General features: G+C 68.3%; 17 protein-coding genes. 7 read left to right on the top strand and 10 right to left on the bottom strand.

The genetic code is table 11. The features are described 5' to 3' along the window. Positions 1 to 25: 25 nt before the first annotated feature. Positions 26 to 829 (bottom strand): AfsR/SARP family transcriptional regulator, encoded by an 804-nt coding sequence (locus tag OIE13_RS32915; RefSeq protein ID WP_326646923.1) that lies wholly within the window; start codon positions 827 to 829, stop codon positions 26 to 28. Positions 830 to 996: 167 nt separating this feature from the next. Further along, positions 997 to 2,490 carry a peptide MFS transporter gene (locus OIE13_RS32910; protein WP_326645689.1) on the bottom strand — a complete coding sequence of 498 codons (1,494 nt, stop codon included), beginning with the start codon at positions 2,488 to 2,490 and terminating at the stop codon, positions 997 to 999. Between the two features lie 343 nt (positions 2,491 to 2,833). Between OIE13_RS32910 and OIE13_RS32905 the strand changes: the two genes are divergently transcribed. After that, entirely contained in the window at positions 2,834 to 3,184 is a 351-nt protein-coding gene (locus tag OIE13_RS32905) for a TcmI family type II polyketide cyclase (RefSeq protein ID WP_326645691.1), read from the top strand. A 69-nt stretch (positions 3,185 to 3,253) separates the two neighbouring features. Beyond that, the gene (locus OIE13_RS32900; protein WP_326645692.1) at positions 3,254 to 4,276 is read left to right on the top strand and encodes a class I SAM-dependent methyltransferase; all 1,023 of its coding nucleotides are present in this window, start codon (positions 3,254 to 3,256) and stop codon (positions 4,274 to 4,276) included. A gap of 64 nt (positions 4,277 to 4,340) precedes the next feature. Here OIE13_RS32900 and OIE13_RS32895 read toward each other — a convergent pair whose 3' ends face one another. The 3 genes from OIE13_RS32895 to OIE13_RS32885 form a co-directional block, all read right to left on the bottom strand. Further along, positions 4,341 to 5,621 (bottom strand): glycosyltransferase, encoded by a 1,281-nt coding sequence (locus OIE13_RS32895; RefSeq protein WP_326645694.1) that lies wholly within the window; start codon positions 5,619 to 5,621, stop codon positions 4,341 to 4,343. A gap of 563 nt (positions 5,622 to 6,184) precedes the next feature. Then, positions 6,185 to 9,181, bottom strand: a complete 2,997-nt coding sequence (locus OIE13_RS32890) for an AfsR/SARP family transcriptional regulator (RefSeq protein WP_326645695.1) — start codon at positions 9,179 to 9,181, stop codon at positions 6,185 to 6,187. A 272-nt stretch (positions 9,182 to 9,453) separates the two neighbouring features. Further along, positions 9,454 to 10,905, bottom strand: coding sequence for an MFS transporter (locus tag OIE13_RS32885; protein WP_326645697.1), 1,452 nt, complete (start codon positions 10,903 to 10,905; stop codon positions 9,454 to 9,456). A gap of 882 nt (positions 10,906 to 11,787) precedes the next feature. Between OIE13_RS32885 and OIE13_RS32880 the strand changes: the two genes are divergently transcribed. Both OIE13_RS32880 and OIE13_RS32875 read left to right on the top strand, forming a co-directional pair. Further along, positions 11,788 to 13,191: a M14 family zinc carboxypeptidase gene (locus OIE13_RS32880; protein WP_326645698.1), complete on the top strand. Its 1,404-nt coding sequence runs from the start codon at positions 11,788 to 11,790 to the stop codon at positions 13,189 to 13,191. Positions 13,192 to 13,354: 163 nt separating this feature from the next. Beyond that, positions 13,355 to 14,245: a MurR/RpiR family transcriptional regulator gene (locus tag OIE13_RS32875; RefSeq protein WP_326645700.1), complete on the top strand. Its 891-nt coding sequence runs from the start codon at positions 13,355 to 13,357 to the stop codon at positions 14,243 to 14,245. 19 nt (positions 14,246 to 14,264) lie between these two features. Here OIE13_RS32875 and OIE13_RS32870 read toward each other — a convergent pair whose 3' ends face one another. Further along, positions 14,265 to 15,278, bottom strand: a complete 1,014-nt coding sequence (locus tag OIE13_RS32870; RefSeq protein ID WP_326645702.1) for a hypothetical protein — start codon at positions 15,276 to 15,278, stop codon at positions 14,265 to 14,267. Between the two features lie 129 nt (positions 15,279 to 15,407). On the opposite strand from OIE13_RS32870, the gene OIE13_RS32865 reads away from it, so the two are divergent. Both OIE13_RS32865 and OIE13_RS32860 read left to right on the top strand, forming a co-directional pair. Further along, complete coding sequence (locus tag OIE13_RS32865; protein WP_326829189.1) at positions 15,408 to 19,763, top strand: nSTAND1 domain-containing NTPase; 4,356 nt, start codon at positions 15,408 to 15,410, stop codon at positions 19,761 to 19,763. Further along, positions 19,753 to 21,120: a lipase family alpha/beta hydrolase gene (locus OIE13_RS32860; protein ID WP_326645705.1), complete on the top strand. Its 1,368-nt coding sequence runs from the start codon at positions 19,753 to 19,755 to the stop codon at positions 21,118 to 21,120. The genes OIE13_RS32865 and OIE13_RS32860 overlap by 11 nt, the downstream gene beginning before the upstream one ends. 78 nt (positions 21,121 to 21,198) lie before the next feature. Here the strand turns inward: OIE13_RS32860 and OIE13_RS32855 are convergent, their stop codons facing one another. The 4 genes from OIE13_RS32855 to OIE13_RS32840 form a co-directional block, all read right to left on the bottom strand. Further along, entirely contained in the window at positions 21,199 to 21,564 is a 366-nt protein-coding gene (locus OIE13_RS32855; RefSeq protein WP_326645706.1) for a hypothetical protein, read from the bottom strand. A gap of 171 nt (positions 21,565 to 21,735) precedes the next feature. Continuing rightward, positions 21,736 to 24,321: an ATP-binding protein gene (locus OIE13_RS32850; RefSeq protein ID WP_326829188.1), complete on the bottom strand. Its 2,586-nt coding sequence runs from the start codon at positions 24,319 to 24,321 to the stop codon at positions 21,736 to 21,738. 51 nt (positions 24,322 to 24,372) lie between these two features. Next, on the bottom strand, positions 24,373 to 25,602 hold the full coding sequence (locus tag OIE13_RS32845; RefSeq protein WP_442816079.1) for an RNA polymerase sigma factor: 1,230 nt from the start codon (positions 25,600 to 25,602) through the stop codon (positions 24,373 to 24,375). 47 nt (positions 25,603 to 25,649) lie between these two features. Continuing rightward, the gene (locus OIE13_RS32840; RefSeq protein ID WP_326645711.1) at positions 25,650 to 25,997 is read right to left on the bottom strand and encodes a YciI family protein; all 348 of its coding nucleotides are present in this window, start codon (positions 25,995 to 25,997) and stop codon (positions 25,650 to 25,652) included. A 202-nt stretch (positions 25,998 to 26,199) separates the two neighbouring features. On the opposite strand from OIE13_RS32840, the gene OIE13_RS32835 reads away from it, so the two are divergent. Further along, positions 26,200 to 26,526: a PadR family transcriptional regulator gene (locus tag OIE13_RS32835; protein ID WP_326645713.1), complete on the top strand. Its 327-nt coding sequence runs from the start codon at positions 26,200 to 26,202 to the stop codon at positions 26,524 to 26,526. Positions 26,527 to 26,611 lie beyond the last annotated feature (85 nt).

The following is a 26,611-nucleotide window of genomic DNA, read 5'->3' as shown; positions in this document are numbered from 1 at the left end:
CCCGCGGTGACCCCCCGCGGCCGGCTTAAGGCCGGCCGGCCGCGCAGGCGACGCTGTGCCTCGGCCGCCCGCTCCTCGGGTGGTTGGCGGCCAGTACGTCCTGCTGGAGCTCCTGCATCTCGAAGCCGGGTTCCAGCCCGAGCTCCTCCCGGAGGAGATACCGCAGGCGGTGGTAGACCTCCAGTGCCTCATGGCGGCGGCCGGCGCGCGAGAGCGCCTCCATGAGCTGGAGGTGGAACCACTCGTCGAGCGGGTAGACGCTGGCGAGCTCCTTGAGCTCGCCGATCAGCTCATGGTGCTGTCCCATCCTCATCTGTGTTTCGATCTTTAGTTTGACGGCGTGGACGTGAAGCTCCTCCAGCCGGGTCCGGTAGATGTCCAGGCGTGGCCCGGTGACCACATCGGCGAGCGCCTGTCCATGCCAGAGATCGAGCGCCCGGCGGGCCGCCGACGACGCACGTTCGACGTCATCCGCCTTGAGGCTCTCACCGGCGACGTCGACGAAACCCTCGAACTCCACGGCGTCGAGGCCCCCATCCCCGACGGTGAGCAGATAGCCGCCGTGCTTGGTGACGAGCCGCGGAGAATCCGCCGTGACGGCACCGCGGGAGAGCAGTTTTCGCAGTTGGTAGACGTAGGTCTGCAGGGTCGTCTGCGCGCTCGTCGGCGGGCGCCCCTCCCAGAGCTCCTCCATCAGCACTTCCGTCGGAGTGACCTCGTTGGCGGAGGAGAGCAGCAGTGCGAGCACGCTCCGTTGTTTCGGCGCGCTTGGCGCGATCCGCTGTGGACCGTCCTGTATCTCCAGAGTTCCCAGCACCTGAAAGCGCATGTCCACCCGTGTCCCTTCGGTGATGACTACGGACTTTCCTGTTGGATGTGCTCCTTGAGTCAATGACCGACCCCATGTTTTCTCTTTCTAGTGGATGCCTCTGACGTGGCGCTGTCGCCTCTCTTTCGCCCTGTTCTGATAGTGAATGGGATGACTTCTCAACGACATCAGCCACTGGGGAGGGACGGTGCCGACTCCGGTACGGACGGCGCCATGGCCTCGGCCAGTCGCCGGCGGGCGAGCGCGAACCCCGCGGCGGTGACCAGGGCGAGCAGGGAGAGACCGAGGTAGTAGACGGGCCGCGGTTCCCCTCCGGCCAGACGCCCCAGCAGGCTGCCGAGCCCTCCACCGACTCCCGCGAACATCCAGTAGAGGGCCATCGTCCGGCCGGTGAACGCCGCGGGGGCGAGGTCCACGGCCGCGCTGAGTGTCGTCGGGCCGAGGATCACCTCGCCGCAGGCCAGGGTGAACAGGACGAACAGCAGCCACAGCGGGGATACCTGGCCCCCCTCCGCCGCGACCACCGTCGACAGGCTCATCACGACGAAGCCGGCGCCCACGATCCCGTGCCCAAGGCTGATCTTGACAGCCACCCCGGTACGGCCGCCGCCGCGCAGCCACAACCACGCGAAGACCGGAGCGGTGACGAGGATGAAAAGGGGGATCGCCGACTGGAACCAGCTCGCCGGAATCAGGAAGTCACCCACCGTGCGCGAGGTGCGCTGCTGGGCGAACAGGCTGAGCGTCGAACCCGCCTGGATGACGAACATCCAGAACAGCGCCGCGGCGAGCAGCACCCAGCGGAAGGCGGACAGCCGCCGGCGCTCGGCGTGGCCGAGCCGGGTCCGCCGGGTCAACGTCGAGAAGTACACGAACGGCGAGACCAGGGTCACGAGGCCCAAGGCCGCGATCACGTGAATGATCGTGAAGGTGCCCGCCAGGATGTCGGCGGCGAGGAGCACGGCGAGGACCGCCGCGGCGACGGCGATCCTCCTCGTCACGGTGCGCAGTTCGCCGGTGCTCACCGGGTGCGCGGGCCGGCGGCCGGTGTCTCCGAACTTCCTGACGCCCACGGCGTACTGGATGACCCCGAACGTCATACCGAGACCGGCGGCGCCGAAACCGATGTGCCAGTCCACCCGTTCACCGAGGAATCCGGTGACCAGTGGCGCCAGGAGCGCGCTGATCTGGATGCCGATGTAGAAGACGGCGAGGGCTGCCTCGCGCTTGCCTCTCTCGTCGGGACCGTAGAAGCGGCCGAGCAACGCGAGCATGTTCGGCTTCAGCATCCCGGTGCCGGCCGCGATCATCACGAGCCCGAGATAGGCGGTGACCCGGGCTGGAAGGAGCATCATGTAGTGGCCGAGCGCGATGACGATCCCCCCGTAGAGCGTCGCCCGCTGCTCGCCGAGAACCCGGTCGCCGAGCCAGCCTCCCGGCATGGACAGCACGAAGAGAAGCCCGACGTAGGCCCCGTACAGCGCGACCGCGGTGGGCTGCGGCAGGCCCAGCCCGCCCTGACTCTCGGGAGCCACGGCGAACAGGATCAGGATGGCCTGCATGCCGAAGAAGCTGAACCGCTCCCACATGTCGGTCAGGAACAGGGTGGTGAACCAGCGAGGCTGGGTCCGTGTCTTCGAGGCATCGAAAGTCGCGGTCATGGGTTCTCCAGAGGTGATCGACTCTCAGAATGCTCCGATGCGGGGCTAGAGCCCGGGTCGAAGACCGGTTGAGCCGGCGGGCACGGTCGCGGGTCCCGGTGAATCCCCGATTGGTCGCCCACCACCGGCGGGAGCGATCCACGTCATCCCTGTTCGGCCTCGCCGGAGCGCACCGCGCGGGATACCACCAAGCGATCCACGTCATCCCTGTTCGGCCTCGCCGGAGCGCACCGCGCGGGATACCACCACTTGAACCGGCCTCTAGTCGCCTACGAGCGGGGGCGCGCAAACTACAGCAGAGATCATCCTCGATGCGCCGATCGTTACCCGAAGGAGAGCCCGAATGGAACGAATCCTGGTCGTCGCACGAATGCGGCCGTCCGCGGAGACGGAGGTCGCCCACCTGTTCGCCGAATCGGACCACACCGAACTGCCCGAGCTCGGTGGCGCCGTCAGTCGCAGCCTGTTCTCATTCCACGGCCTGTACTTCCAGCTCATGGAGGTGCGGGAGAACGCGCAGCACACGATGGGTCAGATACGTCAGCACCCCGAGTTCCTGCGTCTCAGCGAGAGCCTGACGCGGTTCGTCGAACCGTACGACCCCCAGACCTGGCGCTCGCCGCGTGACGCGATGGCCAGGGAGTTCTACCGGTGGGAGGCCGGGGTGGGAGTGATCCCCAGGCCGGCTCTGTGACGGTAGCCCGGCCACGCACGCAAACCAGCGAGACCACTGTCACCGTTTCGGCGGGGAGGGGCATCAACCATGAACAAGAAAACGATCAGCCGCGAATCGCTACTCGGCATGATGCAGGCGTACAAGACGACGAGCCTCCTGCGGACGGGCGTGTCGATGGGCGTGTTCGACTGCCTGGCGGAGGGACCGGTGGACGCCGAGACGGCTGCGGGCCGTCTGGGCAGTCACCCACGCGGCATGCGGATCCTGCTGAACGCCCTCGCCGCGGTGGGCCTCGTGGAGGAGAGGGCGGGCCGGTTCGAGCTGCCTGCCGGAGCGGAGGAGTTCCTGGTGAACAAGAGCCCCGGCTACCTCGGGGACATGGTCCGGATCATGGCCAGTGACTGGGAGTGGGACTCGCTCAAGAGGCTGGACGAGGCCGTGCGGCACGGCGGGACGGTCATGGAGGTGCACGCCGAGACTCCCGGATACGGGTACTGGGAGGACTTCGCGGCCTACGCGACGGTGGTGGCCCGCCCCACGGCCGAGGTCGCGGCGGAGGCACTGGCGCCGTGGGCCAAGGATCGGGAAAAGCTGGACGTACTGGACGTGGCGTGCGGCCACGGGATGTACGGGCTGACCCTGGCGCAACACAATCCGCAGGCGCGGGTCTGGGCGCTCGACTGGCCCAACGTTCTCCCGCTGACCGAGCAGCACGCGGAGCGGATGGGGGTCCTAGACCGGCTGCACCGGCTGCCCGGCGACATGTTCGAGGTGCCCCTCGGCGGTCCCTACGATGTCGTCCTCGTCACCAACGTCCTCCATCACTTCTCCGAGGAACGAGCCGGCGAACTGCTCAGCAGGCTGGCCCCCGTGGTCAAGCCGGACGGCAAGATCGTGCTGGTGGGCTTCACCCTGGGAGATGAGAGCCCCGCCGAGGATCCGGCGCCGCACCTGTTCTCGATCCTCATGCTGTCCTGGACGTTCGAGGGTGAGGTGCACTCGATCCCCGCCTACGACCGCATGCTGGCCGCAGCGGGCTTCACCGGCGGCCGGCGATACGACGTTCCCGGCCTGGCGTTCCGGGTCCTGATCGCCGACAAGCTCCCCTGACCTCCGGGCCCGTACTCCGCCGAGCCCGTGCCACGCTGAGCCCGTGCTCCACGGCACCGGCCGGTCACCCCGCCCGCTCTCCAGCGAGCCGCCGTCGGCTCGCCTGGGCCAGGGAGGCGTAGATCTCCTCGAACCTGGCGAGCGAGCGGAGATGGTCATGAGTGACCGCGATGGCGCGGCAGACGCCGCCCATCGTGGCTCTCCGGCAGGGATCGGTCAGGACACACGTCAGATGACGCGCGAGGGCGGCCACGTCCCCCGGCCTGTACAGGTAACCGGTGCTGCCCGATCGCACGAGGTGGGCGAGCGCGTCCGCGACGGCGGCGACGACGGGAAGACCACTGGCCATCGCCTCAAGGGTGGCGACGCTCTGCAGCCCGGCCACGCCCGGGACGGCGAAGACGTCGGCCGAGGCATAGGTGAGATGGAGGTCCCTCTCCGTCACCGGGCTCAGAAAGCACAGGCGATCGGCCACCCCGACCTCGTCGGCCAGCCGTTCCAGCCGTGGCCGCTGGAGTCCGGCACCGGCCAGCACGACCTGCGCGTCGGTCCGACGGCAGACGTACGGCAGGGCGCGGACCAGGTCCTCCAGCCTCCTGTCCGCACCGAGCCGGCCGACGTACAGCGCGGTGGCGCGCTCGGGGAGGCCGAGCTCCCTGCGGACCGATGCCTTGGCCCGCTCACGGGGGCGGAAGCGACTGGGATCCACGCCGTGGACCACCGGCTCGACCGGGCGGGTGAGACCCCTGCCCCTGAACAGGTCGGCGGCGATCGCAGTGGGCACCGTGACGTGGTCGGCGCCGTTGAACACCCGGGCGAGATCGTGCCACGCGAGGTCCGCGGCCACGGCCCGCACCCGCGCGGGCACCCCGCGTCGGCGGAACAGGCGATCCGGTGCGACGTGCCCGGTGGCGACCACCGGGATGCCGCTCCGGAGTGCGGCCCCGAGCACCGTACGCCCGACGATGAGGTGCCCCTGGACGTGGACCACGTCGGGGGCGATCCGCCCGATCACCCTCTCGACGGTTCCCCGCGACCAGACCGGTGCCGTGACCCGCGCCATGGGTCTCCCGAACACCGGCACCGACCGGAGCCGATGGATCCGCACACCGTCCACGCTCTCCACCCGGGGCGGCCCGTGGTCGGACTGGCACACGACATGGACCTCGTGACCGCGCATGACCAGTTCGGAGGCGAGCCGCTGTACGGAACGCGCCGTGCCGTTCATGTCGGGAGGATAGGTGTCGGTGCCCAGGAGTATCCGCAACGAGCGGCGCTCGTCCACCATGTGCGGAAAGAGGGGGTCGTGAGAGCGTGTTCCGGCGGGGAGGTCCGGCCAGCCCATGTCGTTGCTCCTCTGTGGTGGGGATCGTTCGGGACCGCGCCCGATCGGCATCCCGGGGGTCCGTCCGAGTACGCCGCCGGCACGCTCAGGTGCGGATTACCGGGGTCGAGGCCCCAACGGCCGAATGCCACGTTTCCTCCGCGATACGGACAAGTACTCATGCGGGAAACAGACGACATTCTCCGAGGCCTCCCTTCCAAATTCGCGGAACCGAGAGGATCACACCATCGGGGTTCTCCCCCGAGTTCTTCTCGGGGGATCCCTGAGTCACCCCTGACAAATAACCGGTCAGGGATTTGACCATCCGGAATCAACCCACAATGAAGAACGTGACACCTGTCGGAAGGAGGTTGTCATCGAGATTCTCGAATTCCTGGACGGACTTCACCCGCTACTGCTCGCCGCGGCGGTCGCCCTGTTCATGTGCGCGGAGACCTCGCTCCTCATCGGGCTCTTCGTGCCGGGTGACGCGGTGGTCCTGCCGGCCGGGTCGGCTCTCGCGGACGGGTGGATCCTCGCGAAGAACCGGGCGCACGGATACTCCAGACATACCGGAACCGTGATCAGGCAGCGCCGCTGTGGCCGTCGACCTGGCCGGAGACATGACACCACGCCTGGTGGTCGCCGAGTGCGGCGTGCGCCCTGGCGAGGACGCGCGCCCCGTTCTCCTGCTCCCGGTAGGCGCCCAGCTCATCGAGCCGGCTCAGGCTCGGCACGAGCAGGGCGATGGCGTCGCGGGGGCGTCCGGCCGCGAGATGGATCCTCGCTTCCAGGCAGGCGAGTTCGGCCTCTCCCCGAGCGTCCCCGAGACGGGCGAAGACACGCCGGCTGTTCTCGGCGAACCGCATCGCCTCCCCGTGGCGCTCCCGTGCCAGCTCGGCCGCGCTGATCAACTCCAGGGGACGCGCCCTGCCGTACCGGTCGCCGACCTCGGCGAGCGCCTGCGCCTCCTCGGTCAGGAGGATCGCCGCCGGTAGATCACCCTCCTGGAGGTGGCAACGGCCGAGCGCGTTCAACGTCACCGCCTCGAAGCGGGTCTCGCGGAGTTCGCGAGCGCGCGCCAGCATCCTGTCAAGGATGCTCCTCGCCTCCTCCTCGCGCTCCGTGGCGAGCATGATGTCGGCGATGACCCCGGACGTGAGGATCTCGGCGTGCGCGGCGGGGGATGACCGGGCGAGCTCATGGGCCTGTTCGGCGAGCTTCAGCGCCTCGTCGGCCGCCTGCTGCAGCGCGCAGGTGTGGGCCAGCATGGCCAGGCTGAAGGGAAGTTCCCGCAGGGCTTCAAGCCGTTCGAAGGCGCTCACGCACTGGGTGAGCAGCCTCCGCGCCTCCCCCACCCTGCCCTGCCTGAACAGGAGCATGGCGCGGCCGTGTTCGGCCCGCCAGCCGGTCCGCTGGTCGCCGTTGGCCCAGCTGACGTTGCGCACCATGATGGACACCTGGATCAGCTTCGCCAGATCGTCACGGTGTTTCGCGAGCGGGATGACGATCTCGGCCAGCCGTGCCGCCCGATCGTGCCAACGGTACCGGCAACAATGCGTGATCGCGGAGAGAAGCCGGTCTCGCTCAGTGACGAGCCACTTCCACGGCTGGGCCTCCACGCGGCCGGCGTCGTGCGGGAGAAGCCAGCCTCCGGAGAGGGGTTCCAGCGGCAGCTGGCCGACGGCGTGGGGTAGCTGCCGCGAGGCCCGTGCGGCCAGCTCCAGCAGTGTGTCGATGTAGCGGCGCAGGGCCACCGTGACGGAAGAGGGGTCCTGCTCGGCGAGTTCTGTCGCGTAGAGGGCCGAGAGAGGGTGCAGGCGGTAGGTCGGATCGTCCATCGCGTTGAGCCCGACCGGCTCCAGAAGGTTGGCCTCGATGAGCTGGTCCGTCAGCCGCTCGTCGCCGCCGGTGAGCGCCGCCATCGCCCAGGGCGCGACCTCGGCATCCGGCACCAGACCGAGCTGGCGGAACGCGGCACGAGCGGGCGGGTCGAGCACGATGTAGCTCTGCCGCAGACTACGGCGCATGTCGAGGCCGCCGACCTTCAGCTCGTCCAGACGGCGGTTCCGGTCCCGCAGCCGGTCCGCGAACGATGTGAGGCTCACCAACGGCTGCATGCTCAGCTTCGCCCCCACGATCCGCAGCGCCAGCGGCAGGTGACCGCAGGCGGTGGTGATTCGCGCCGCCGCCTTTCCCTCCTGCCGGATCCGTCTCTCCCCGACCAGGCGCTCGAGCATCTCGACCGATTCCGGCTCGGTGAGGTTGCCCAGGTGTGTCGAGACGGCCCCGGCAAGCGCGGACAGCATGTACCGGCTGGTGATGATCACGGCGCAGCCCGGCATGCCGGGAAGGAGGGGCTGTACCTGCTCGACGTCGGTCACGTCGTCAAGGAGCAGCAGGACGCGCCGGTCGGCCAGTCTGGAACGGAACATGGCCGCGCGCTGTTCCTGGCCCGCCGGGATGACGGGGCGGCTCACCCCCGTAGCCTCCAGCAGTTCGGCCAGGACCTCCGAGGGGTCGCGCCGCTCGCCGCCCCTGCCCAGCCGCGCGAACAACTGACCGCCGGGGAAGCGGTCCCGCACCCGGTGCGCGAGCTGGACGGCCATCGCGCTCTTGCCCACGCCGGGCGGTCCCGTCACGGTGACGATCGTCATCCCGTCGGGCTGCTCCTCTCTGAGAGAGGTGTCGATCCGCTCCAGGATATCGGCCCGTCCCACGAAGTCGGCGACCCCGACCGGCAGCTGGCGGGGCGTTGCCCAGGGCCGATGCCCCTCGGGCATCTTGTTGATGTCCTTGCGCCGGCTGGACTCGGCCTCCAGGGCCGAATCCCCGGTCAGCACCGCGCGGTGCAGGCGGGTCAGTTCGTCCCCGACATCAAGCCCGTACTCGTTCCGCAGGAGGGTGGCGACCGAGGCGTACGCCTTCAGTGCCTCGACCTGTCGGCCACAGCGGAACAGCGCGATCATGAGCTGGCCGCACAACCGCTCGCGCATCGGATGCCTGAGCATGAGCCTGTGCAGGTCCGCGACGATCTCGGCGTGGTTGCCCAGCATGAGTTCGACGTCGAAACGCCGATGGAGAGTCTTGAACCACTCCTCGGTGAGCTGCGGCACCTCCTCACGGAGGAGAGAGTCCGAGGCGATGTCGGCCAGGGCGGGCCCCCGCCACAGTGCCAGCGCCTCATGCAGCAGCCGGGCCTCCTCCTCCGGCTCACCGGCGGACTCGGCCCGGGATGCCCGGTCGAGCAGGCTTCGGTAGCGCAGAAGGTCGAGGTGTTCGGTGTCGACCTTGATGAGATAGCCGCCGGGACTGGTGTGGATCATCCTCGTGTCTTCGTGACCGTCGCCCAGCGTACGGCGCAGCCGTGCGAGGTGGGTCTGCAATGACGCGCGCGCGTCGCGTGGAAACCGGTCCTGCCAGAGCCGTTCCATGAGCTCGTCCGCCAGAACGATCCGGTTCGCGGACAGGAGAAGCGTGGCGAGAATGACCCTCTGCTTTTTTGCGTTAACGGTGAGTGACTGATTGCCGCGCCGCACGTCCAGCGGTCCCAGGATCCCGAACTGTAGCGCTTGTCCCATGCTGAAGAACCCCCGCATTCATCAGGAGTACTGATTCACGAACAACCATCAGGCTTCTTCCGACGGTTATCGGCCATGGATTATCTAGCGAATGCGCACCTGCCGTATCTTAGGGCATCTTCCCCGACGCATATGATCAACAATTCGCCGACCGGCACCTGGAAGAGATGAAACAAATTACATACCTTCGCAATCAGGATTATTGCCGGATTTTTCTGTCATGGCAACCTTCCTATCACGATCATGCAGGCAGAGGTATGCGCGGCGCCCTTTTATGGCGTAACAGAGGAGGCCCGCTCGTCTCCGAGTACACGGGTGCGCCGAGGCAGGAATGGGACCAGCAGGATCGCCACAAAGAACACGCCGGCGTTGTAGAACAGGGACTGCCAGGACGCCTCGATCCAGACCGCCCGGTCGGGTGGGCCGGTACCCGCCACCCCGAAGAACAGCGCCCCGATGATCGCGACCCCGATGGCCCCACCCAGTTGGATCGTCGCGTTCGCCACACCGGACCCGGCACCCGCGTCACGCGCCGGGACACCGGCGAGAATGAGGTCCACCAGGATGGGCACCATCAGTCCGGTGCCCAGACCGGCCACGAACAGGCACCCGAACACCTGCCAGGTCGTGGTGGCGGAGCCGTACTGCCTGATGACGAGGATCAGCAGGGACATCCCCGTGCCCATGAGGGCGAGGCCGGTCCCGATGAGCCTGCGGCCGATGCGCGACCCGAACCTGACCGCCAGGTTCGCGGTAACGCCGAGGCCGACCGTCCAGCCCAGACCGACCAGCGCCATGCGCAACGGACTCCAGCCATGCATGATCTGGAAGCCCCACACGAGTACGAGAACGTAGGACATGATGCCGGAGAAGACCATCGTCAGCAGGATGGATCCGGCGACGAAGGACCGGTTGCGAAACAGCGCCGGGGGCACGAGCGGGGAGTCGTTCTCGTGCCGTCGCTGATGGAGTCCGAAGAGGAGGAACATCGGCACCGAGGCGGCCATCGACACGAAGGCCCAGGTGGGCCAGCCCATCTCGCGCCCCTGTACCAGGGGGTACATGAGCATGATCGATGCGACCCCGAGCAGGAGCACACCGGGGATGTCCAACCGGAGCGGGCGGTCGGACCTGCTCTCGGGCAACACTCGCAGGGTTCCCACGAAGGCGAGCAGGCCGATCGGGATGTTCACCCAGAAAATCCACCGCCAGCCGGGCCCCGCCGTGAGCACGGCACCGACGAAGGGACCGACGAGGGCGGCGGCCGGGATGGCGACCCCCAGCAGCCCCATCGCCTTGATGCGCTCACGCGGCGGGAACATCGCCTGAATCACCGACAGCACCTGGGGCACCATGAGCGCGGCGAAAACCCCCTGGAGCAGGCGTGCGCCGACCATCACCTCGCCGCTCCACGACAGGCCCGCCAGCATCGACGCGACGGTGAATCCGGCGATACCGATAAGGAAGGTTTTTCTGCGCCCCGCGATGTCCCCGAGCCGTCCCCCCGTGACCAGGAAAAGCGCGTAGGTGAGGGCATAGCCGGCGAGGATCCACTGCCCGATCGAATAGTCCGCGTTCAGCTCCCGCTGCATGTAGGGCAGCGCGACGTTGACAATCGTCACGTCGAGCTGATCCATGAAAACGGCCGTGAGGACAATGAGAAGCGCGAGCCACCTACGAGGATCCGATTCGGATGTGGATGCGGTCGATGCCTCCGTCGCCATCTGCACCTCTTCTGATTTCGTGTTACGTTCGCGGGCCTGTCACTACTTTCGTGTTACGTTCGCGGGCCTGTCACTACTTTCGTGTTACGTTCGCGGGCCTGTCACTACTTTCGTGTTACGTTCGCGGGCCTGTCACTACTTTCGTGTTACGTTCGCGGGCCTGTCACTACATCGCCGCCTCGCACGAAAACTCGGCGAAGAAGCGGTTCCACCTCGTGCACGGCATGCCGTTCGGCACCGTTCCGGTTCCGGCCGAAACGGTGAACGGTATGGCGCTCTCGGAACGGCGTACGGAATCCGGCCGCAACTCCCCGGCACATCGTGACGCAACCGGCTAGAGCCGGACTCAAGCGCCACTGGTGCCGTCCGGCCAAGCCGCTTCGCCCCCGTGCCATTCCCAGCGGAACCGGTCACCCGCCACCGCCGGCGACCGCGCGTGGACTACCGGAGCATGCGCCAGGAGGAACCCGAGTCGTCAGGATCCCGATGCTGAGCGCCGCGTCGGCGCGCCCTCGACCGGCACCTGAGCACCGCACGACACCCCCGCCCGATCCGAGTCGAGGCTCATCCGCCCGGCGGCACCCCGCCCGCTCCGGCCATGTTTCGAAGACACCCCCCACCCCCGACATCCCACACATGTGCGGAAATACCGCCGACACAACCGGTTGACAATCATACATTCATGACCAAGACTGACTGAAAGTTTGCAATCAACGGTCGATCGTTGGGCATCCAAAGCGCTCCCGAAAGAACGGCACGGGAAGAAGCGCGCGTTTCTGATGCCAATTCGTCCGTGGCTAGAAAGGTTCTTTCAGCATGTCTTCAAGAGACTCGCAGTCCCCCACGGCCTGGAGCGCCAAGAAACGCGTTTTGACGCTTGCGTTGAGCGTCGGACTTCTGGGAAGTCTCAGCATTCCGGCGGCCACCACCACCTTCGCCGAGTCCACCGACATCAGAGCAGCCGCCCAGGTGCTGGCAGCGCAGTCAGCGACGCTGCCCAGCGGCCGGACCACCTACCGGACGATCACCGACTACAACAACGAGATGCTCGCGCTGAGCAAGCAGCACCCCAACCTCGTCAAGCACATCACGCTGCCGCACAAAACCCGCCAGGGCCGCGAGGTGTACGGCATCGAGGTGACCCGCGACGTCAACGCCTCCGACGGCAAGCCCGTCCTGTTCATGACGGGAATGCACCACGGGAACGAGTGGCCCTCGGGTGAGCACACCCTGGAGTTCGCCTACGACCTGGTGAACAACGCCGGGAAGGACCCGAAGGTCAAGCGCCTGCTCGACCAGGCGCGGGTCATCTTCGTCCCGGTCGTCAACGTGGACGGGTTCCTCATCAACCGGCGCACCAGCTGCGGCATCTCGCCGACGTGCGCCGGCAGCGGCGGAGTCGACATCAACCGCAACTACCCCCTCGGCTGGGGTAGCAACGCGGGTTCCAACGTGACGAACCGCGGCCCGGCGCCGGCCTCCGAGCCCGAGGTGCGGAACATCATGGACCTGACCACGACCAACCAGGTCACCGTCCTGATCACGAACCACACCTCCGGTCACACCCTCCTCCGTCCGCCGCTGGAGAAGCGCGCGGGCGACACCCCGGACGAGGCCGTCTACTCCGCCCTGACCGACGCGATAACCGCCAAGAACGGCTACGTGGGCATGAAGTCGGGCTTCGACTACGAGACGACCGGCGAGACCCCGGACTGGTCGTACTACGCCACCCGCGGCCTCGGGTTCACGTACGAGATCATGAAGACCCAGTCGACCAACAACACCTACCCCGAGGTGATCGAGGACTACCTCGGCACCGGTCGCTACGAGGGCAAGTCGAACCGCGAGGCGTTCATGGTGGCCCTGGAGTACGCGGCGGACCCGGCGGGGCACTCCGTGATCACGGGCAAGGCGCCGAAGGGCGCGGTTCTGACGATCACGAAGGACTTCGACCTGTGGACCGCGCCGATCCGGCAGACGAGCACTGTCCTCGACCCGCCCCAGGCGGTCCCCACCCACCTGGAGTCCAGCCTGATCGCCCCGACCAACGGCAAGTTCACCTGGCACGTCAACCCGTCGGTGCGGCCGGTCCCGGCCTACACCGAGAACGGTGTCGTCGCCACCGGTCCGGGCAACTTCCTCCAGGAGAGCTGGACGCTCACCTGCGCCCGTCCGAACGGTGAGGTCCTGGAGACGGTGAAGGTCACCGTCGACAGGGGCGAGCAGGTCGATGTTCGGCTGCAGGAGTGCAAGACCCGCTTCAACGGCAACGGCCCGAAGCACTGAGCGCACCCCAATAAGCCGGGCGGTCCCCTGTGGGGGGCCGCCCGGCACCGCTTTCGCCCCACACTCTTGAAGTCATGCGGCCAAAACCCGATCGCCCTGCCCGCCGGGCGGTGAGAATCATCGCTGGGTCCGTCATCACTCCGTGGGGAAGGGAAGTTCAAGGATGGGGCATGCCAGGGAGACCGGCCAGCCGCTCGCCGTGCCGGACGCGTCGCGAATCGCCGCGAACCTGCGCGGGCTCTTCGACGACCACCGGCTCTCCCCCTCACAACGCCGGATCGCGCGCTACCTGCTTGAGCACGCGCAGGAGGCCGTCTTCTTCACCAGTGCCGACATCGCCGAGCGCGTCGGCGTCAGCCAGCCGTCGGTCACCCGCTTCGCCGCCGCGCTCGGGTTCAGGGGGTTCCCTGAGTTCCGGGACGCGCTCCGCTCATCGGTGTTCGGCGGCTCGCAGCGAGAGCTGCCCGCCGAGGACCTCAACGAGATCCAGGAACTGGTCAACTCCGAGATCCGCGACCTTGAGCGACTGCGGGACAGCCTCCGGGATCTGAGTCAGCTCCGCGAGGTGGCGGGTCAACTGGCCAGGTCGCGTCCTCTCCTCGTGATGGGACTGCGGATCTCCGCACCGCTGGCGCACCTGTTCGGCCACCTCGCGGAGAAGGTGCTCCCCGACGTACGGGTACTTGACATCGCGGGCTCGACCGCGGAGGACCGGCTGAGCCGGGCGGCGGAATCCGGAGCCGAATGGGTGCTCGCCATCGGGTTGCCGCGCTACCCGCGCGAGCTGGAACAGGGGCTCACCTGGGCGCGCCGAGTCGGGCTGAAGATCGCCCTCATCACCGACCAGCCGGTGGGACGGCTCACCGAGCTCGCGGACGAGGTCCTGCTCGCACCGGTGAGCTCTGACTTCGCCTTCGACTCCCACGCCGGTCCCACGGTTCTGTGCACCGCGCTGCTCCACACCATGCTGGACACCCTCTCCACCGAAGGACAGGCCCGGCTGGAGGCGTTCGACGACAGCGCGACGGAGCGTCAGATCTTCCTGCCCTACTAGAGAGACAGCCCGCCGTCTTTCAGGCGGCGCCGCTTTTCAGGCGGCGCCGGACCGCCCGCTGCTCTGCCGCCTCCACGTCAAGTCGGCCATCAGGATCCTCACCCCTGGCAAGCACCGCACCTCTGACCAGCGCCAGGTAGAACAGGGACGGCGCGCACGGCGTCCATTCATCGGCGGGCTGACCCAGGATGAAGTCAAGGACGTCATCGGGCGTGGCCGGGACGAAGGCATACGCTTCGTGCTCCCACTTGTCCTCAACGCCCTTGGACCACCGCCCCCGCAACTGCTCCTCGGTGAGGTCGGTCAGAACCGCCCGAAAGTACGCGGCCCACTGGTGATTCTTGAGGTCCAGGGCGAAGGCCAGCAACTCAAGAGACACGTCGTCACCCGCTTGGACGGCCATCTCCTCCTTCAGCGCCCGGCGGGCGACCGCATGCAGGCTGATCGGCGATCCGTCCTCGGGAATATCGTGGATGCGGGCGAGCCCTTCGTTGGCTGAGGAGTTCCACCGGCGGGTGTTGACGCCGGCCACCTTGCCACTCCTTCGGGCGAAGATCATCTTTTGGTCCGGCCCGGTCTCCACAGCGATGTTCACCCCGAAACTGCACGACATGAAGCCGGGTGCATCGGTGGGATCGCCGGACTCCAGGTGCAGAGAACGCAACGTGACGCCAGACGCATCGAGTGGCAAATCGAGATTGGTGGTCACCGCGAGGAAGTCATAATAGTCCGCATTGGAAAAGTGGAGCTGTACCACAGGCTCTTCAGCCTCCGAGGTACGTCCCACAATGATGCGTTCCAGTGCGAACCGGGGGTTGTTCCATCGGTATTGATGGCCGGCTGCCCGCAGCCCCGCCTCCTCGGCCTCAATCTCCGCACGCCAACGCGCCACTTCAGAAGGCAACTGGACCATCTGCTCCGGGTCGTACATGATCTGAATGTTTTCTTCTTTAATCGGGCGGGTGCCGTCCCCCTCGAAGACATGTGAGTCGGTAATCAGATCACCAACAGTGAACCTGTCGCGATAGGACACTACTGCCTCCGGCATCGCACTGTGTGATTCCATACTCTGACTTGGCAAGCGTATCGAATCGTGGTCGAATGCACCTCGCTCAACGCCTGACAGAACCGCGTTCAGAGCCTTGCCAGGAGGTGCACCGTGGTGGAACTTGACGACGGCCCTATCGGAGTTGTCGCCACCGTGGTGGTCGATTCCTATCCCGGCGCTCCCAAGGGCCAGGAGCGTCGCGAGCTCGTCCAGCAGAGCGCGGACGATTTCGTCGAGCTGGCCGCCGCACTGGGGTTTCGCGCCTCTTACCTGGACCTCGCCGGTTCAGAGAAGGCCCGCGGCACCAAACAGGCGATCATCGAGGGGTTCGAGATCCTGGCCCGGCACCCCGCCACTCGCAAGATCGTCTATTGGACCGGGCACGGTAAAGTGCTCGGGAAGGGCAAGAAAGAGTACTTTCTACTGCCCAGCGACTGCTACCGCAACAGTTCGGCGCAGCCGGAACTCGCGTTCGACGTCACGGACATCGCACACATGACCTCCAAACTTCCCGGAGAGGTCCTCCTGATCCTGGACGCCTGCTTCAGCACCGCCGCCCTCGACACGGTGACCCAGATCATCAGGAGTATGGGCCGTGAGGTCGACGAACGCGGCAGATCTGCGGGTTTCGCAGTCGTCGCCACGGCCGAAGAGCAGGCGGCCTCGGGTGCATGGGTCAGAAATCTCAAGCACGTGGTGGGCAACCCCCGCCTGTTCGTGGAAGAGAAGCCCTTGTTCCCCCGTACCGAAAGATATGTCAGCCTGCCGGACCTGCTGAAGGCGCTGTCGGAAAACATGGGCTGGACCCGGGGCGAGCAGGTCCAGAACTGGCAGGAGATTCCCCCCCTTTCCCGCATATTTCTCCGAAATCCCTACTTTTCGGAATCTGTACGGCGTGCCGTACGACCGGAAGAGGACGAAAGCTGGATCGGTGACGATCTTCGCAAGGACGTGATGCGGCCGTTCTCCGAGACCCCCGACCTGTGGGGCATCCGGCACTTCACCGGGAGGACGGCGAGCGTACGGCGAATCGTGACCTGGCTGGGCACCCGATCCCGCGGCATGCTCGTGGTGACCGGCCCCTCCGGGAGCGGCAAGTCGGCGCTCCTCAGCTACGTGGCGCACCTCACCATTCCCGAGTTCTACGAGCGGCTGTCCGGCAAGCCGCCCCTCCACCTCCAGCCTGATCTCCGCTCCATCCACGCGGCTGTGCACTGCCGGGGGAAGAGCATCTCGGGCCTCATCTCCGAACTGGCACTGCGCCTTCACCCGCTCGGCCTCGAAGCCCGCTCGTTCGACACCGCCGAAGAGTTCACCGCGGCGGTGGCCCGGGTGGCCGAGCTGAAAGGCGCGCTCACCCTGCTCGTCGACGGCTTGGACGAGGCCGCGACAGGACAGTCCTTCGAGATCGCACGAGACCTGCTGAACCGGCTCGCAGCGCGTCCCGCGATCAAGGTGATCGTCGGCACCCGCTATCTTCCGCGACAGCTGCCCGCCGACTACGTGGTCACCGCGACGCTTCCAGAGGTGTTACAGGGGAATGAAGATCCCCTGGCGATCGACGAGGACCCTGCCACGGACGCCGACATCGGTCGGTACGTCGAACACGTGCTGAACTCCGAAGGATCGCCGTACCGGACCAGGGCCGACGAACGGGCCTACGTCTGCTCGTCGCTGTCAACCCGCAGTCGCGGACTCTTCATCGTCGCCTCGATGTGGGCGCACCACCTCGCGAGACAGAAGGAGGTGCTCCCCCGCCACCGTCTGGACAGCGGCATCGGCTCGGGCCTGGCCGAGCTGAGCGCGCTCATGGCTGAAGAGATACGGATGCTGGACCCCACCGATCCCGAGCGCACGCAGGACCTCCTGAGGCCACTCGCCCTGGCGCAAGCGGGCCTCCCGTGTCCGTCGGTATGGCTTGAGATCGCCAACGCGCTGCGGCTGAGAAAAGGCCGGCCGTACACCCACGACGAGCTCCTGCGTGTGGTCCGTGGCACCCTGAAGACGCTCGTCTCCGTGGAGCGCGAGGAGGGCAGAGACCTCTACCGACTGCATCACCTAAGTTTTGGCGCTCATCTTCTCCCCCTCGGCCACGACGCCCAGCCCGGCCTTCTCCATCGCCGCGTCGTCGACGCCCTCGATCGCCTGCGCTATAAGGACGGCGACGGCTCATGGGAAAAGACCGACCCCTACATCAAGACCCATATCGCGGCCCACGCGGCGGCCGCGGGCGACGACATGCTCGAACGGCTTACGAGCGACCTCGACTTCCTCGTGAACGCCGACCCGGCAGGGGTGCTACCACTGGTCGGCACCACCTCCCATGTCTCAGAGCCGCTCAGGCTCTATATGCGCGTGGTCACGGAATTCCCACGGCTCGACGTTCCGGAGCGGTGGGCCCTGCTGCGAGCCACCGCCCTGCGCAGCCACCCCGACCTTCTCAGCGAGGCGGGACACGAGACCTCGCGGCTGCTCTGGAACGACGTCTGGACGGATGCAAGCCCCGAACCTGTGCATCGGGCGTGGAGCGGGCCGTTCGGGGGAGCACACGCGGTCTCCTGGACGGGTGCGGGCGGGGACCTCGTGCTGGCCTCGGGAAGCAGCGAGGTCCGCGCCTGGCACGCATCGAGCGGGCACGTCGCGTGGACGTTCGAGAGAGAGGCGGACCCCCTCGGAGGAGAAGGGCCGCTGTCCACCGTCGGCGTCGTCGGCTCCGACGTCCCCGTCATCGTGGCCGCCGACGCCAAGGCGCTGCTTCTGTGGACGACCGCCTCCCCCCGCCACCCTCAGCGCATGTACTGGGGCGGCGACCTGAAGTCGGTGACGGTGACCTCGCTCGGCGCGGACGCGTACGCGGCAGCCCTCGACGGCGACATGCTGTGGGTATGGAGCTGGCCGGTGAAGGCCCCGCCTCGGCCGAGCCGGATCCATCAAACCCGGCTAGACGAACACTCCCGCCCGGTCCGGTTGGTTCCCCTTTCCGGGGCTCTCGTCGCCGTGATCGGCTGCGGGAGGCGGATCGAGCTGCGGGAGATCACAAGGGGCACCCGGAAGCCTGCCCCGACCGGCTTCCTTGAGACAGGTACGGCACGCGTCGACGACGTAGCGGTCCTCGCCGAAGCCGACGGCACCGCATGGGTCGCCACGGTGGGGTGGCAACGGCTCCGAGTTTGGCACCTCCGTGAAATCCCTCGCGAGGAGAATCGCGACGCCCCGGTCCTCGACATCGCCACGCACGGCAGAGGCGTCACTCTCGGGCGCGGGCGGGACGGCGTGCTGGCCGCCGTCAAGGATGGGGCCGAGATCCGTACGTGGAACGTGGACGGCAGAGCGCACATTCCACTCACGCGGCATGACACGATGCTCAGCTCTCTGGTCTTCGACCCCGCGGGAAGCGGGCGGCTGGCCGTCGCCGACGGCGGCACCGTGCGCATCTGGGAGCCGGCGGACATCGCGCCGCGCGACGTCACGGCCGGATCGGCACTCCACCTGCTGCGGCTCTTTCCCGGCATTCGTGATCGGCACCTGCTCTGCCGAGCAGATGGTTCCCGGGTGAGGATCACCGAGCACACCGCGGCCGGGCGGTCCCACCGGTGGTCCCCCGAGGAGCTCGTCCTCGACCACGCGCCCGACAAGGCCACCGAGATTTCAGCCGTTCCGCTCGCCGACGACACCTGGCTGGTCGCGACGGTGTTCCGGCGAACGGTATGGCTGTGGACCATCGTGAACGGCACCGTCGCTCACCGGCACGAACTCCAATTGGACGGTCCAAGGGACGACGGAATACGCGCGGTGGCCCTGCACGCCGACCGCGACGCCGTCCGGCTGTTTGTTCCGGCCGGCCAGCGGCTGCACGTGTACCGGCGAGATGCCGCGGATCTGGGCTGGCACCCGGGAGAGACCAGCGCCTCCGTGACAGCTGCCGCCATGATCGAGCAGATAGCCGTGATCGCACGCCCGGATGATGAACCGTACGTTGTGGCCAGGGCAGGGGCATCCGCCTATCTCTGGCAGACCGGACCGCATCCCATCTCGCGGATCGACGTGCCCATGGGTCCGATGAGCGCCTTGAGCTGTGGCGTCTACAGCTCTCGGGCTCCGCTCATCGCCGTGTCCGCCGGATCGAAGATCTTCGTCTCGGAGTTCACGGAGAAGCGCCGGCAGGCGGATCTCCTCACCACGTCGGCCACCGCGGTGCGCTCCATGGCTCTCACCGGATCACCCGAACGCCCTCTGCTCATCGCCAGGAACGGAGCGGCGACGGTACGGCTCTGGGACCTGGTAGGGCGTCGGCCGTTGCTCGACATCCCCGATCGCGGCTACCTGGTGGAACACGTGGCAGCGGTAGCCGATCGTCGAGCCATCATGCTGTTCCTCGCCGGCAAGGAGCGCTGCGATCAGCTACAGCTGCCCATGACCCGGCTCAACCCTCTCCTCTACGACGAGAACGGAGCACGACATGCGCCATGACCTCGTGGTGTTCATCCCGGGAATCATGGGAAGCCGGCTGACGCAGTCGGGCCACGACGTGTGGAACCTCTCCATGTCCGCCATCGCGAGATCATCGGTGACCTTGAAATCGCTGCCGCTACCCGAAGGTCTCGGTGACGGCGAGCCGGAGGGCTCTCACGCGTTCGAAGCCCCGGGGGCGTTGTGTGAGCCACGAGTGTGGCCGGGCTTACCGCATCTCGGCTACCGCGACTGCCTCAACCACCTCAAAAACGATCTCCATGATCGGCTCGTCGTCTTCCCCTACGACTGGCGGTTGTCGAACCGGCTGTCCGCACTACGGCTCAAGGTTTTCGTCGAGGACCGGCTCGCACAGTGGCGCGAGCGCGTGGCGGCGACGTCACCGGGAACGGAGGAGCCTCGGGTGATCTTTATCTGCCATTCCATGGGCGGGCTCGTCGCCCGGTACTACCTTGAGCGCATGGGCGGGCGCGAGATCGCCTCCGCACTGGTGACCGTCGGCACCCCCTATCACGGCGCCGTCAAGGCGGTCCGGCTGCTCACCGGTAGCCTCCCCTGGCGGGTGCCGAAGTACGTGGCCGACCGGCTCACCCCGGTGGTCCGCACCTTCCCCTCCGTCGCGCAGCTCCTTCCCGTCTACACTGCGGTCCATGCCCCCGAGGGCGCGCTCACCCGCCTGGACAGTGTGGACGTTCCCGACCTGCCGACCTCGATGGTGCGTGATGCGTTCTCCTTCCATGCCGAGCTCCGAGAGGCGCAGGAGGCCAACGACGTCGCCGATCGTATGAAGGGGCAGCCGAGTCCCTACGATCTGATCGCAATCGCGGGCGGCGGCAGTCACCCCACCGACCACGGTCTCTCGGTGTCCGCGGGCGACCTCAAGTTCCACGCCACATTGGACGACCTGCGTGAATGGTCGGGGGATGGCACGGTCACCGGCCTCTCGGCCACCCCGCATGAGTTCGAGCACACGGGGCGAACCGTCCTGCACTCCTACAGACATACGGCACTGCCGAACGAGAAGCCCGTGCTCCGGCAGCTCAGCAATGTCTACAACGCCATCCCGCTGTCGGAGTACCTGGCCGAAGATGACATGTTCGGCGTGGAAGTGCCCGACTTCGCCGTAGCGGGCGAGCCGTTGACCGTCACGGTGACGGCAGCCGATCCGCGCCTCCGCTTCACCGCGCGGCTGTGCTCGGCCGGCGGTGACCCCGTGGCGAAGACGCGCCTGTTCCCGGACGGCACGGGGGCATGGCAGGGAACCCTGGACACGGTGCCCGGCGTCTGGACCATCGAGGTGGCATCCGACCGGCTGGAAACCGTGCACCGTGACGCTGTGATGATCCTCGATCGGTAACTTCTCATGCCGGCTGATGGTCGACCTCACCAACGACCTCATCGACGACCTCACCGCTGCTTCGGTGCCCTCCGGACATCAGTAACTGAAGGTGGTCGCGCCCTCGTCGCCGATCCACTGCCACATGGGGACGGTGCCGCCCAGCTCCGCGCCCTCGATGAGTCGCCCCCTGTCGAGCGCGCGGGCCTCGAAGCAGATCGGGCAGACCAAGTAGCGTCCACCTGCCTTGGCGTACCTGGCCACGAGGTCGGTCAGCGGAGGGCATCCGTCACACGCGACGGCGGTGGCGACTCCGTCCAGCGCCAGCCGGGCCGCTTCCTTGGTGAGGAACATGAGCGTGGGACGGCCCTGCTCGACCGCGCCGACCGCGACCAGGAACGCCACTGTGACCCGCTCAGGGTCCTCGAGCCCGGTGGTCAAGCTGACGACGGCTTTTCCGGCCATGGATTTCTCCTTGTCTTTCGCCGATGGAACACGTGGACTTCCCGAACGACGCGGCACCGGCGGGTGAGGGAGCCTGTGACGGATCATCCGCCGGCCGTGACACCGGTTACGGCGACGCCTCCGCACGGAACGGTAGGACCTCTGCAACGGACCGCGATTGGGGAGATCTCCCTAATTTGCGGGATCCCGGATCAGGTTCAGCCGGTGCGCCGCAGCGGCCGCCTGACCCCGGCTGGCCACACCGAGTTTGCCCAGCACCGCGGAGATGTGGTGGTCGACGGTCTTGACCGACAACGACAGGCGGCCGGCTATCTCGGCGTTGGACAGCCCTTCGGCCAGCAGCGCGAGCACCTCCGCCTGGCGCGGCGTCAGACCGGCGGCGTTGGCGGCCGTCGCCCGGCGGGGGCCGCGCGGCACCCGGGTGAATCCGCGCCTTCTCAGCTCGGCCCGTAACCTCTCCGCCGCCCGCGTGGCCCCCAGCTCGTCCAGGACCCGCAATGCCTCGGCCGCCGCGTCCTGGTCACCGCCCGCCAGCGCCTCGACGCGCGCGTATCCGGCGCCGTGCCGTGCCCACTCCGCGGCCGCGCCCGCCCAGTCGCCGTCGATCATCATCTGGTACGGCCGCGCCGACGCACCCGGGATGCCGGTCCCACCGGCCCGCCACAGCCGGTAGGCCAGCTCCCCGATGTACACCGGGTGGCCCACCGTCATGGCCAGGTCCAGGCCTCGCCGAGCCTCCTCGGCGGCACGCTCGGCATCGCCGCACCACAGGAAGTACTCCGAACGGGCCGCCGCCACCGGGCAGACCCGCTGCACCTCACCGGTGCGTTCGGCCTGGCGGGCGGCCTCGTCCAGCGTGGCCGGCGCCTCGGGCTCGCCACGAGCCGCCTGGATCCGGCCCCGCGCCACCAGTGCGGGAACCACCGCGACCCCGGCCCGGACCGGCCGGTCCAGCGCCGCGTCCGCGTCGGCCAGCGCGCCGGTCCAGTCACAGCGGACCAGCCGCACCCCCGCCCGCACCCCGAGCAGGTACTGGACGTAGCCGTCGAGGTCCTGCTCGGTGGCGTAGGCCAGCGCCCGCTCGACCGCCGGGACGGCGGCTTCGTACTCGGCCGACTGGACCAGCAAAGTGGCCAGGTTGACCAGCGCCCGGGCGGCGTGATCGGTCAGGCCCAGGGAGGAGGCCAGCTCGTGCGCCTCCCGCAGCGCCGCGGCCGCGGCGTCGTCACCGTCCATCAGCCGGGCGCTGCTCACGTTGATCACGGCGTGAACGGAGGTCTCCACATCCCCCAGCCGGTCGGCCAGGGTCCGCGCCCGCTCCCCCCACGTGACCGCCGTCTCCCCCTCCCCCGCCAGCATGTGCAGCTGCGACCGGTTGCTGTAGGCCATGGCCAGCTGTCGGCCCGGCGGCCCGGCCTCGAGGACCGTCACCGCCCGGGCTGCCGCCTCGCGGGCCTTCCCCGCGTCCCCCGCCCACCACGCCAGCCGGGAGATCCAGCGCAGGTTCTCCCCGACCTGCTCGGGTTGCCGCAGATCCTCCCGTACGGCCAGCGCCGCCTGCCGGGCCCGCAGTCCCTCCTCGGCCAGCCCGGCCAGGTACGCCTGGAAGACGTACGCCTCCAGCAGCTCGGCCCGCTGCGGAGCCGGCAGCCGGTCGGCGTGCACGGCCGCGGCCCGGTAATGCGCCGTCGCCTCCCGATGCGCGCCCTGCCGGGCCGCGCCGGCCCCCGCCACCTGCCCGTACCGCAGGACTGCGGCCTCGTCCCCCGCGTGCAGCGCGTGGTGGACCAGGCGGCCGGGGTCGACCCCGGCCACTCCCGTCAGCACGCCCAGCACCCGCCGGTGCAGGGCGGCGCGGCGCGCGGGCGACATCGCGTCCTCCACCGCGCTGCGCAGCAGCTCGTGACGGAACGACACGCCGTCGCCGGACGGCACGAGCACCCCGGCGTCGACACACATGTCGACCAGGTCCGACGCTCCCGCCACGACGGCGGCGTCGGCGCGAGTCGGGATCACCGCCACGAGTTGGGCCAGCTCCCGGGCGGGCCGCGGCAGTGCCCGCAGCCGGTCCAGGATGAGATCCTGCACGGTGGCCGGCACCGCCCGGCCCTCGGCCTTGAACAGCTCGGTCACCAGTAACGGATTGCCGCCGGTCAATCGGTAGACCGGCTCCGGATCCCGCCCGGCCCGGTGCGCCTGCTCCGTCACGCACGCCGGTGACAGCGGCGACAGCGACACGCGTCGCACGATGGCGCTGGGCAGGGCCGCCAGGGCACCCCGCAGCGGGTGCTCGGCGCCCACCTCGTCGTCACGGTAGGTCACCACGAACAGGGCCGACATCCGGCCGATCCGCCGGCCCGACCAGACCAGCCAGTCGAGTGTGGCCTCATCGGCCCAGTGCGCGTCCTCCAGCACGACGACCGGGCGCGGCCGCTGCGGCGGCCCGGAAAGCTCGTCCAGGAAAGCCGCGAAGATCTCCTCTCGCGCGGCGCCGGCGCTCAGCCGATCGGCCAGAACGCCTCTGGTCTGGCGGCCGATGTCGTGCAGGGGGCCCAGCGCCCGCGGGGTGATCAACCGGTCGCAGCCGCCCCAGAGCACCCATGCTGCCGGCCCGCATCGCCGGGCGAACTCGGCTACGAGCACGGACTTGCCGATGCCCGCCTCGCCGGCCACCACCGCCACTCGGCCGCCGCGGGCGCTCTCGCGCAGAAGATCGCCGAGGAGATCCAGCGTCGCGGAACGCTCCCACAGCTCCATCCACTTGATGCTAAACCCCCGCCTCGCACCCGGCGGTGTCGTCAGGTGTCGTCAGGTGTCGGCCGGACCTGCCGTCGCGACCGCGCTCAGCCTGCGCCGCAGGTGAGCACGTTCGGGGGCGGTGCCGGCCAGGTCAAGTGCCTCCCGGTAGGCCGCGGCGGCCTCGGGGAACCGGCCGAGCCGGCACAACAGGTCCGCCCGGGCTGCCGGGTAGGGGTGGTAGCCGCGTAGTCGCGGCTCGCCGGCCAAATCGTCGAGCAGCGCCAGGCCCGTCTCCGGCCCGTCGCGCATCGCCACCGCCGCGGCCCGGTTCAGCGCGACGACCGGGGACGGCGCGAGAGCGAGCAGCACGTCGTAGAGCGCCACGATCTGCGGCCAGTCGGTGGTCGCGACGTCCGCGGCCTCGTCGTGCAGAGCGGCGATCGCGGCCTGAACCCCGTACAGGCCGGGTGGACCACCGGTCAGCGCGACGAGCACCAGGCCGCGGCCCTCCTCGATCATCACGCGGTCCCAGCGGCCGCGGTCCTGGTCATCGAGCAGCACGAGCTCGCCGCCCGGACCGCTCCGGGCGTCGCGGCGCGCGTGGACCAGCAGCATCAGCCCGAGCAGTCCGGCGACCTCCCGCTCGACGGGCAGCAACCGGCGCAGGATCCGCGCCAGCCGGATGGCCTCCTCGGCGAGGTCGAGCCGCTGCAGGTCCGGGCCCGAGCTGGCCGCGTACCCCTCAGTGAAGATCGAGTAGATGACCTGGAGCACCCCGGGCAGGCGCTCCGGCAGTTCGTCGGCGCCGGGTACGCGGAACGGGATACGGGCCTCGCGGATCTTCTTCTTCGCCCGTACGATCCGCTGGGCCATCGTCACGGCCGGGACCAGAAAGGCCCGAGCGACCTCGGCCGTCGTCAGGTCGGCCAGGCAGCGCAGGGTCAGTGCCACGCGGTCCTCGGCGGAAAGAGCCGGGTGGGCACAGGTGAAGAACAGCTGCAACCGCTCGTCAGGGAGATCGCTGTTCGCGTCCGCGGGCGGGGCGGGGTCGGCCCGGTCCGCCTCCACCTGCAGGATGGCGAGCCGGGCGGCGTAGGCCTGGTCCCGCCGCAGCCGGTCGACGGCGCGGCGCCGCGCCGTCGTCAGCAGCCAGGCCCCGGGCCTGGCCGGAACCCCCTCGACCGGCCAGTGCACCAGCGCCGCCTCGACGGCCTCGGAGGCGACCTCCTCGGCGAGGTCGAGGTCGCCGAAGCGGCGGACCAGGGAGGCGAGTAACCGGCCACGTTCCTCGCGGAACATCGACTCCACGGACGATCTGGCACCGGCGACCCGCTCGTCCACCGGTGTCAGGCCTCGAACTCGGCGACCGGCCGCACCACGACCGACCCGCCGTCGCGCGATCCGGGGCAGCGGGCGGCCCAGTCGAGCGCGACGTCGAGGTTCGGCACGTCGATGATGTCGTAGCCGCCGAGGATCTCGCGGGTCTCGGCGAACGGTCCGTCCGTGGTGACGTTCCGGTCACCGGCTGGGCCGACCCGGACCGTCGTGGCGGTGGTCAGGTCCTTCAGCGCGTGGCCGCCGACCCAGATCCCCGCCTCTTTCATTGCCTTGTCATAGGCCACCCAGTCCTCGAAGTCGCACTGGTCGGCCCCGTCGGTGGTCGCGGCACTGTAGATCAGCAACATGTACTTCATGGCCTGACTCTCCTCATGTCCTCGCACGGCGGGTTGCCGTACACCATGACGACGAACGGGACCCGCTCAGATCGACACGTCCCCAAGGATTCCGGCAACCCTCGCCCTGGACAGCGTCCACGCTCTCCGAGGAGCGCCGGGTGAGGTACCCCTGAAGCGCGGCAATATTGACCAATAATACGTTTAGCGATACATGTCAGGTATGGCGCTACGTGAGCAGAGCTATCTGATCCTGCTGGCCCTGTCCCAAGGCCCGCTGCACGGATACGGCGTGATCAAAACAGTACGGGAACTGTCCGAAGACCGCGTCCGGCTCGGTGCCGGAACCCTCTACGGCGCCCTGGACCGGCTGGCCGGCGATGGGCTGGTCATCGTGGTCAAGGAGGAGGTCGTCGACGGCCGCCACCGCCGCTACTACGACCTCACCGGCCATGGCCAACAGGTGCTCACCGAGGAGACCGTCCGGCTGAGCCGCCTGGCTGCCACGGCCCAGCGACGGCTCAACCTTCAGCCAGGCATGGGGACCTGATGGACCCCTATGAGTGTCGGTGCCGTCTGCTGATGCGCGCCTACCCCCCGCGCTTTCACGAATCCCGTAACGAAGAACTCCTGTC

Source organism: Streptosporangium sp. NBC_01810 (genome assembly GCF_035917355.1).
In the GTDB taxonomy this organism is placed as follows: Bacteria; Actinomycetota; Actinomycetes; order Streptosporangiales; family Streptosporangiaceae; genus Streptosporangium.
This window is presented reverse-complemented; position numbering and strand designations above follow the sequence as displayed.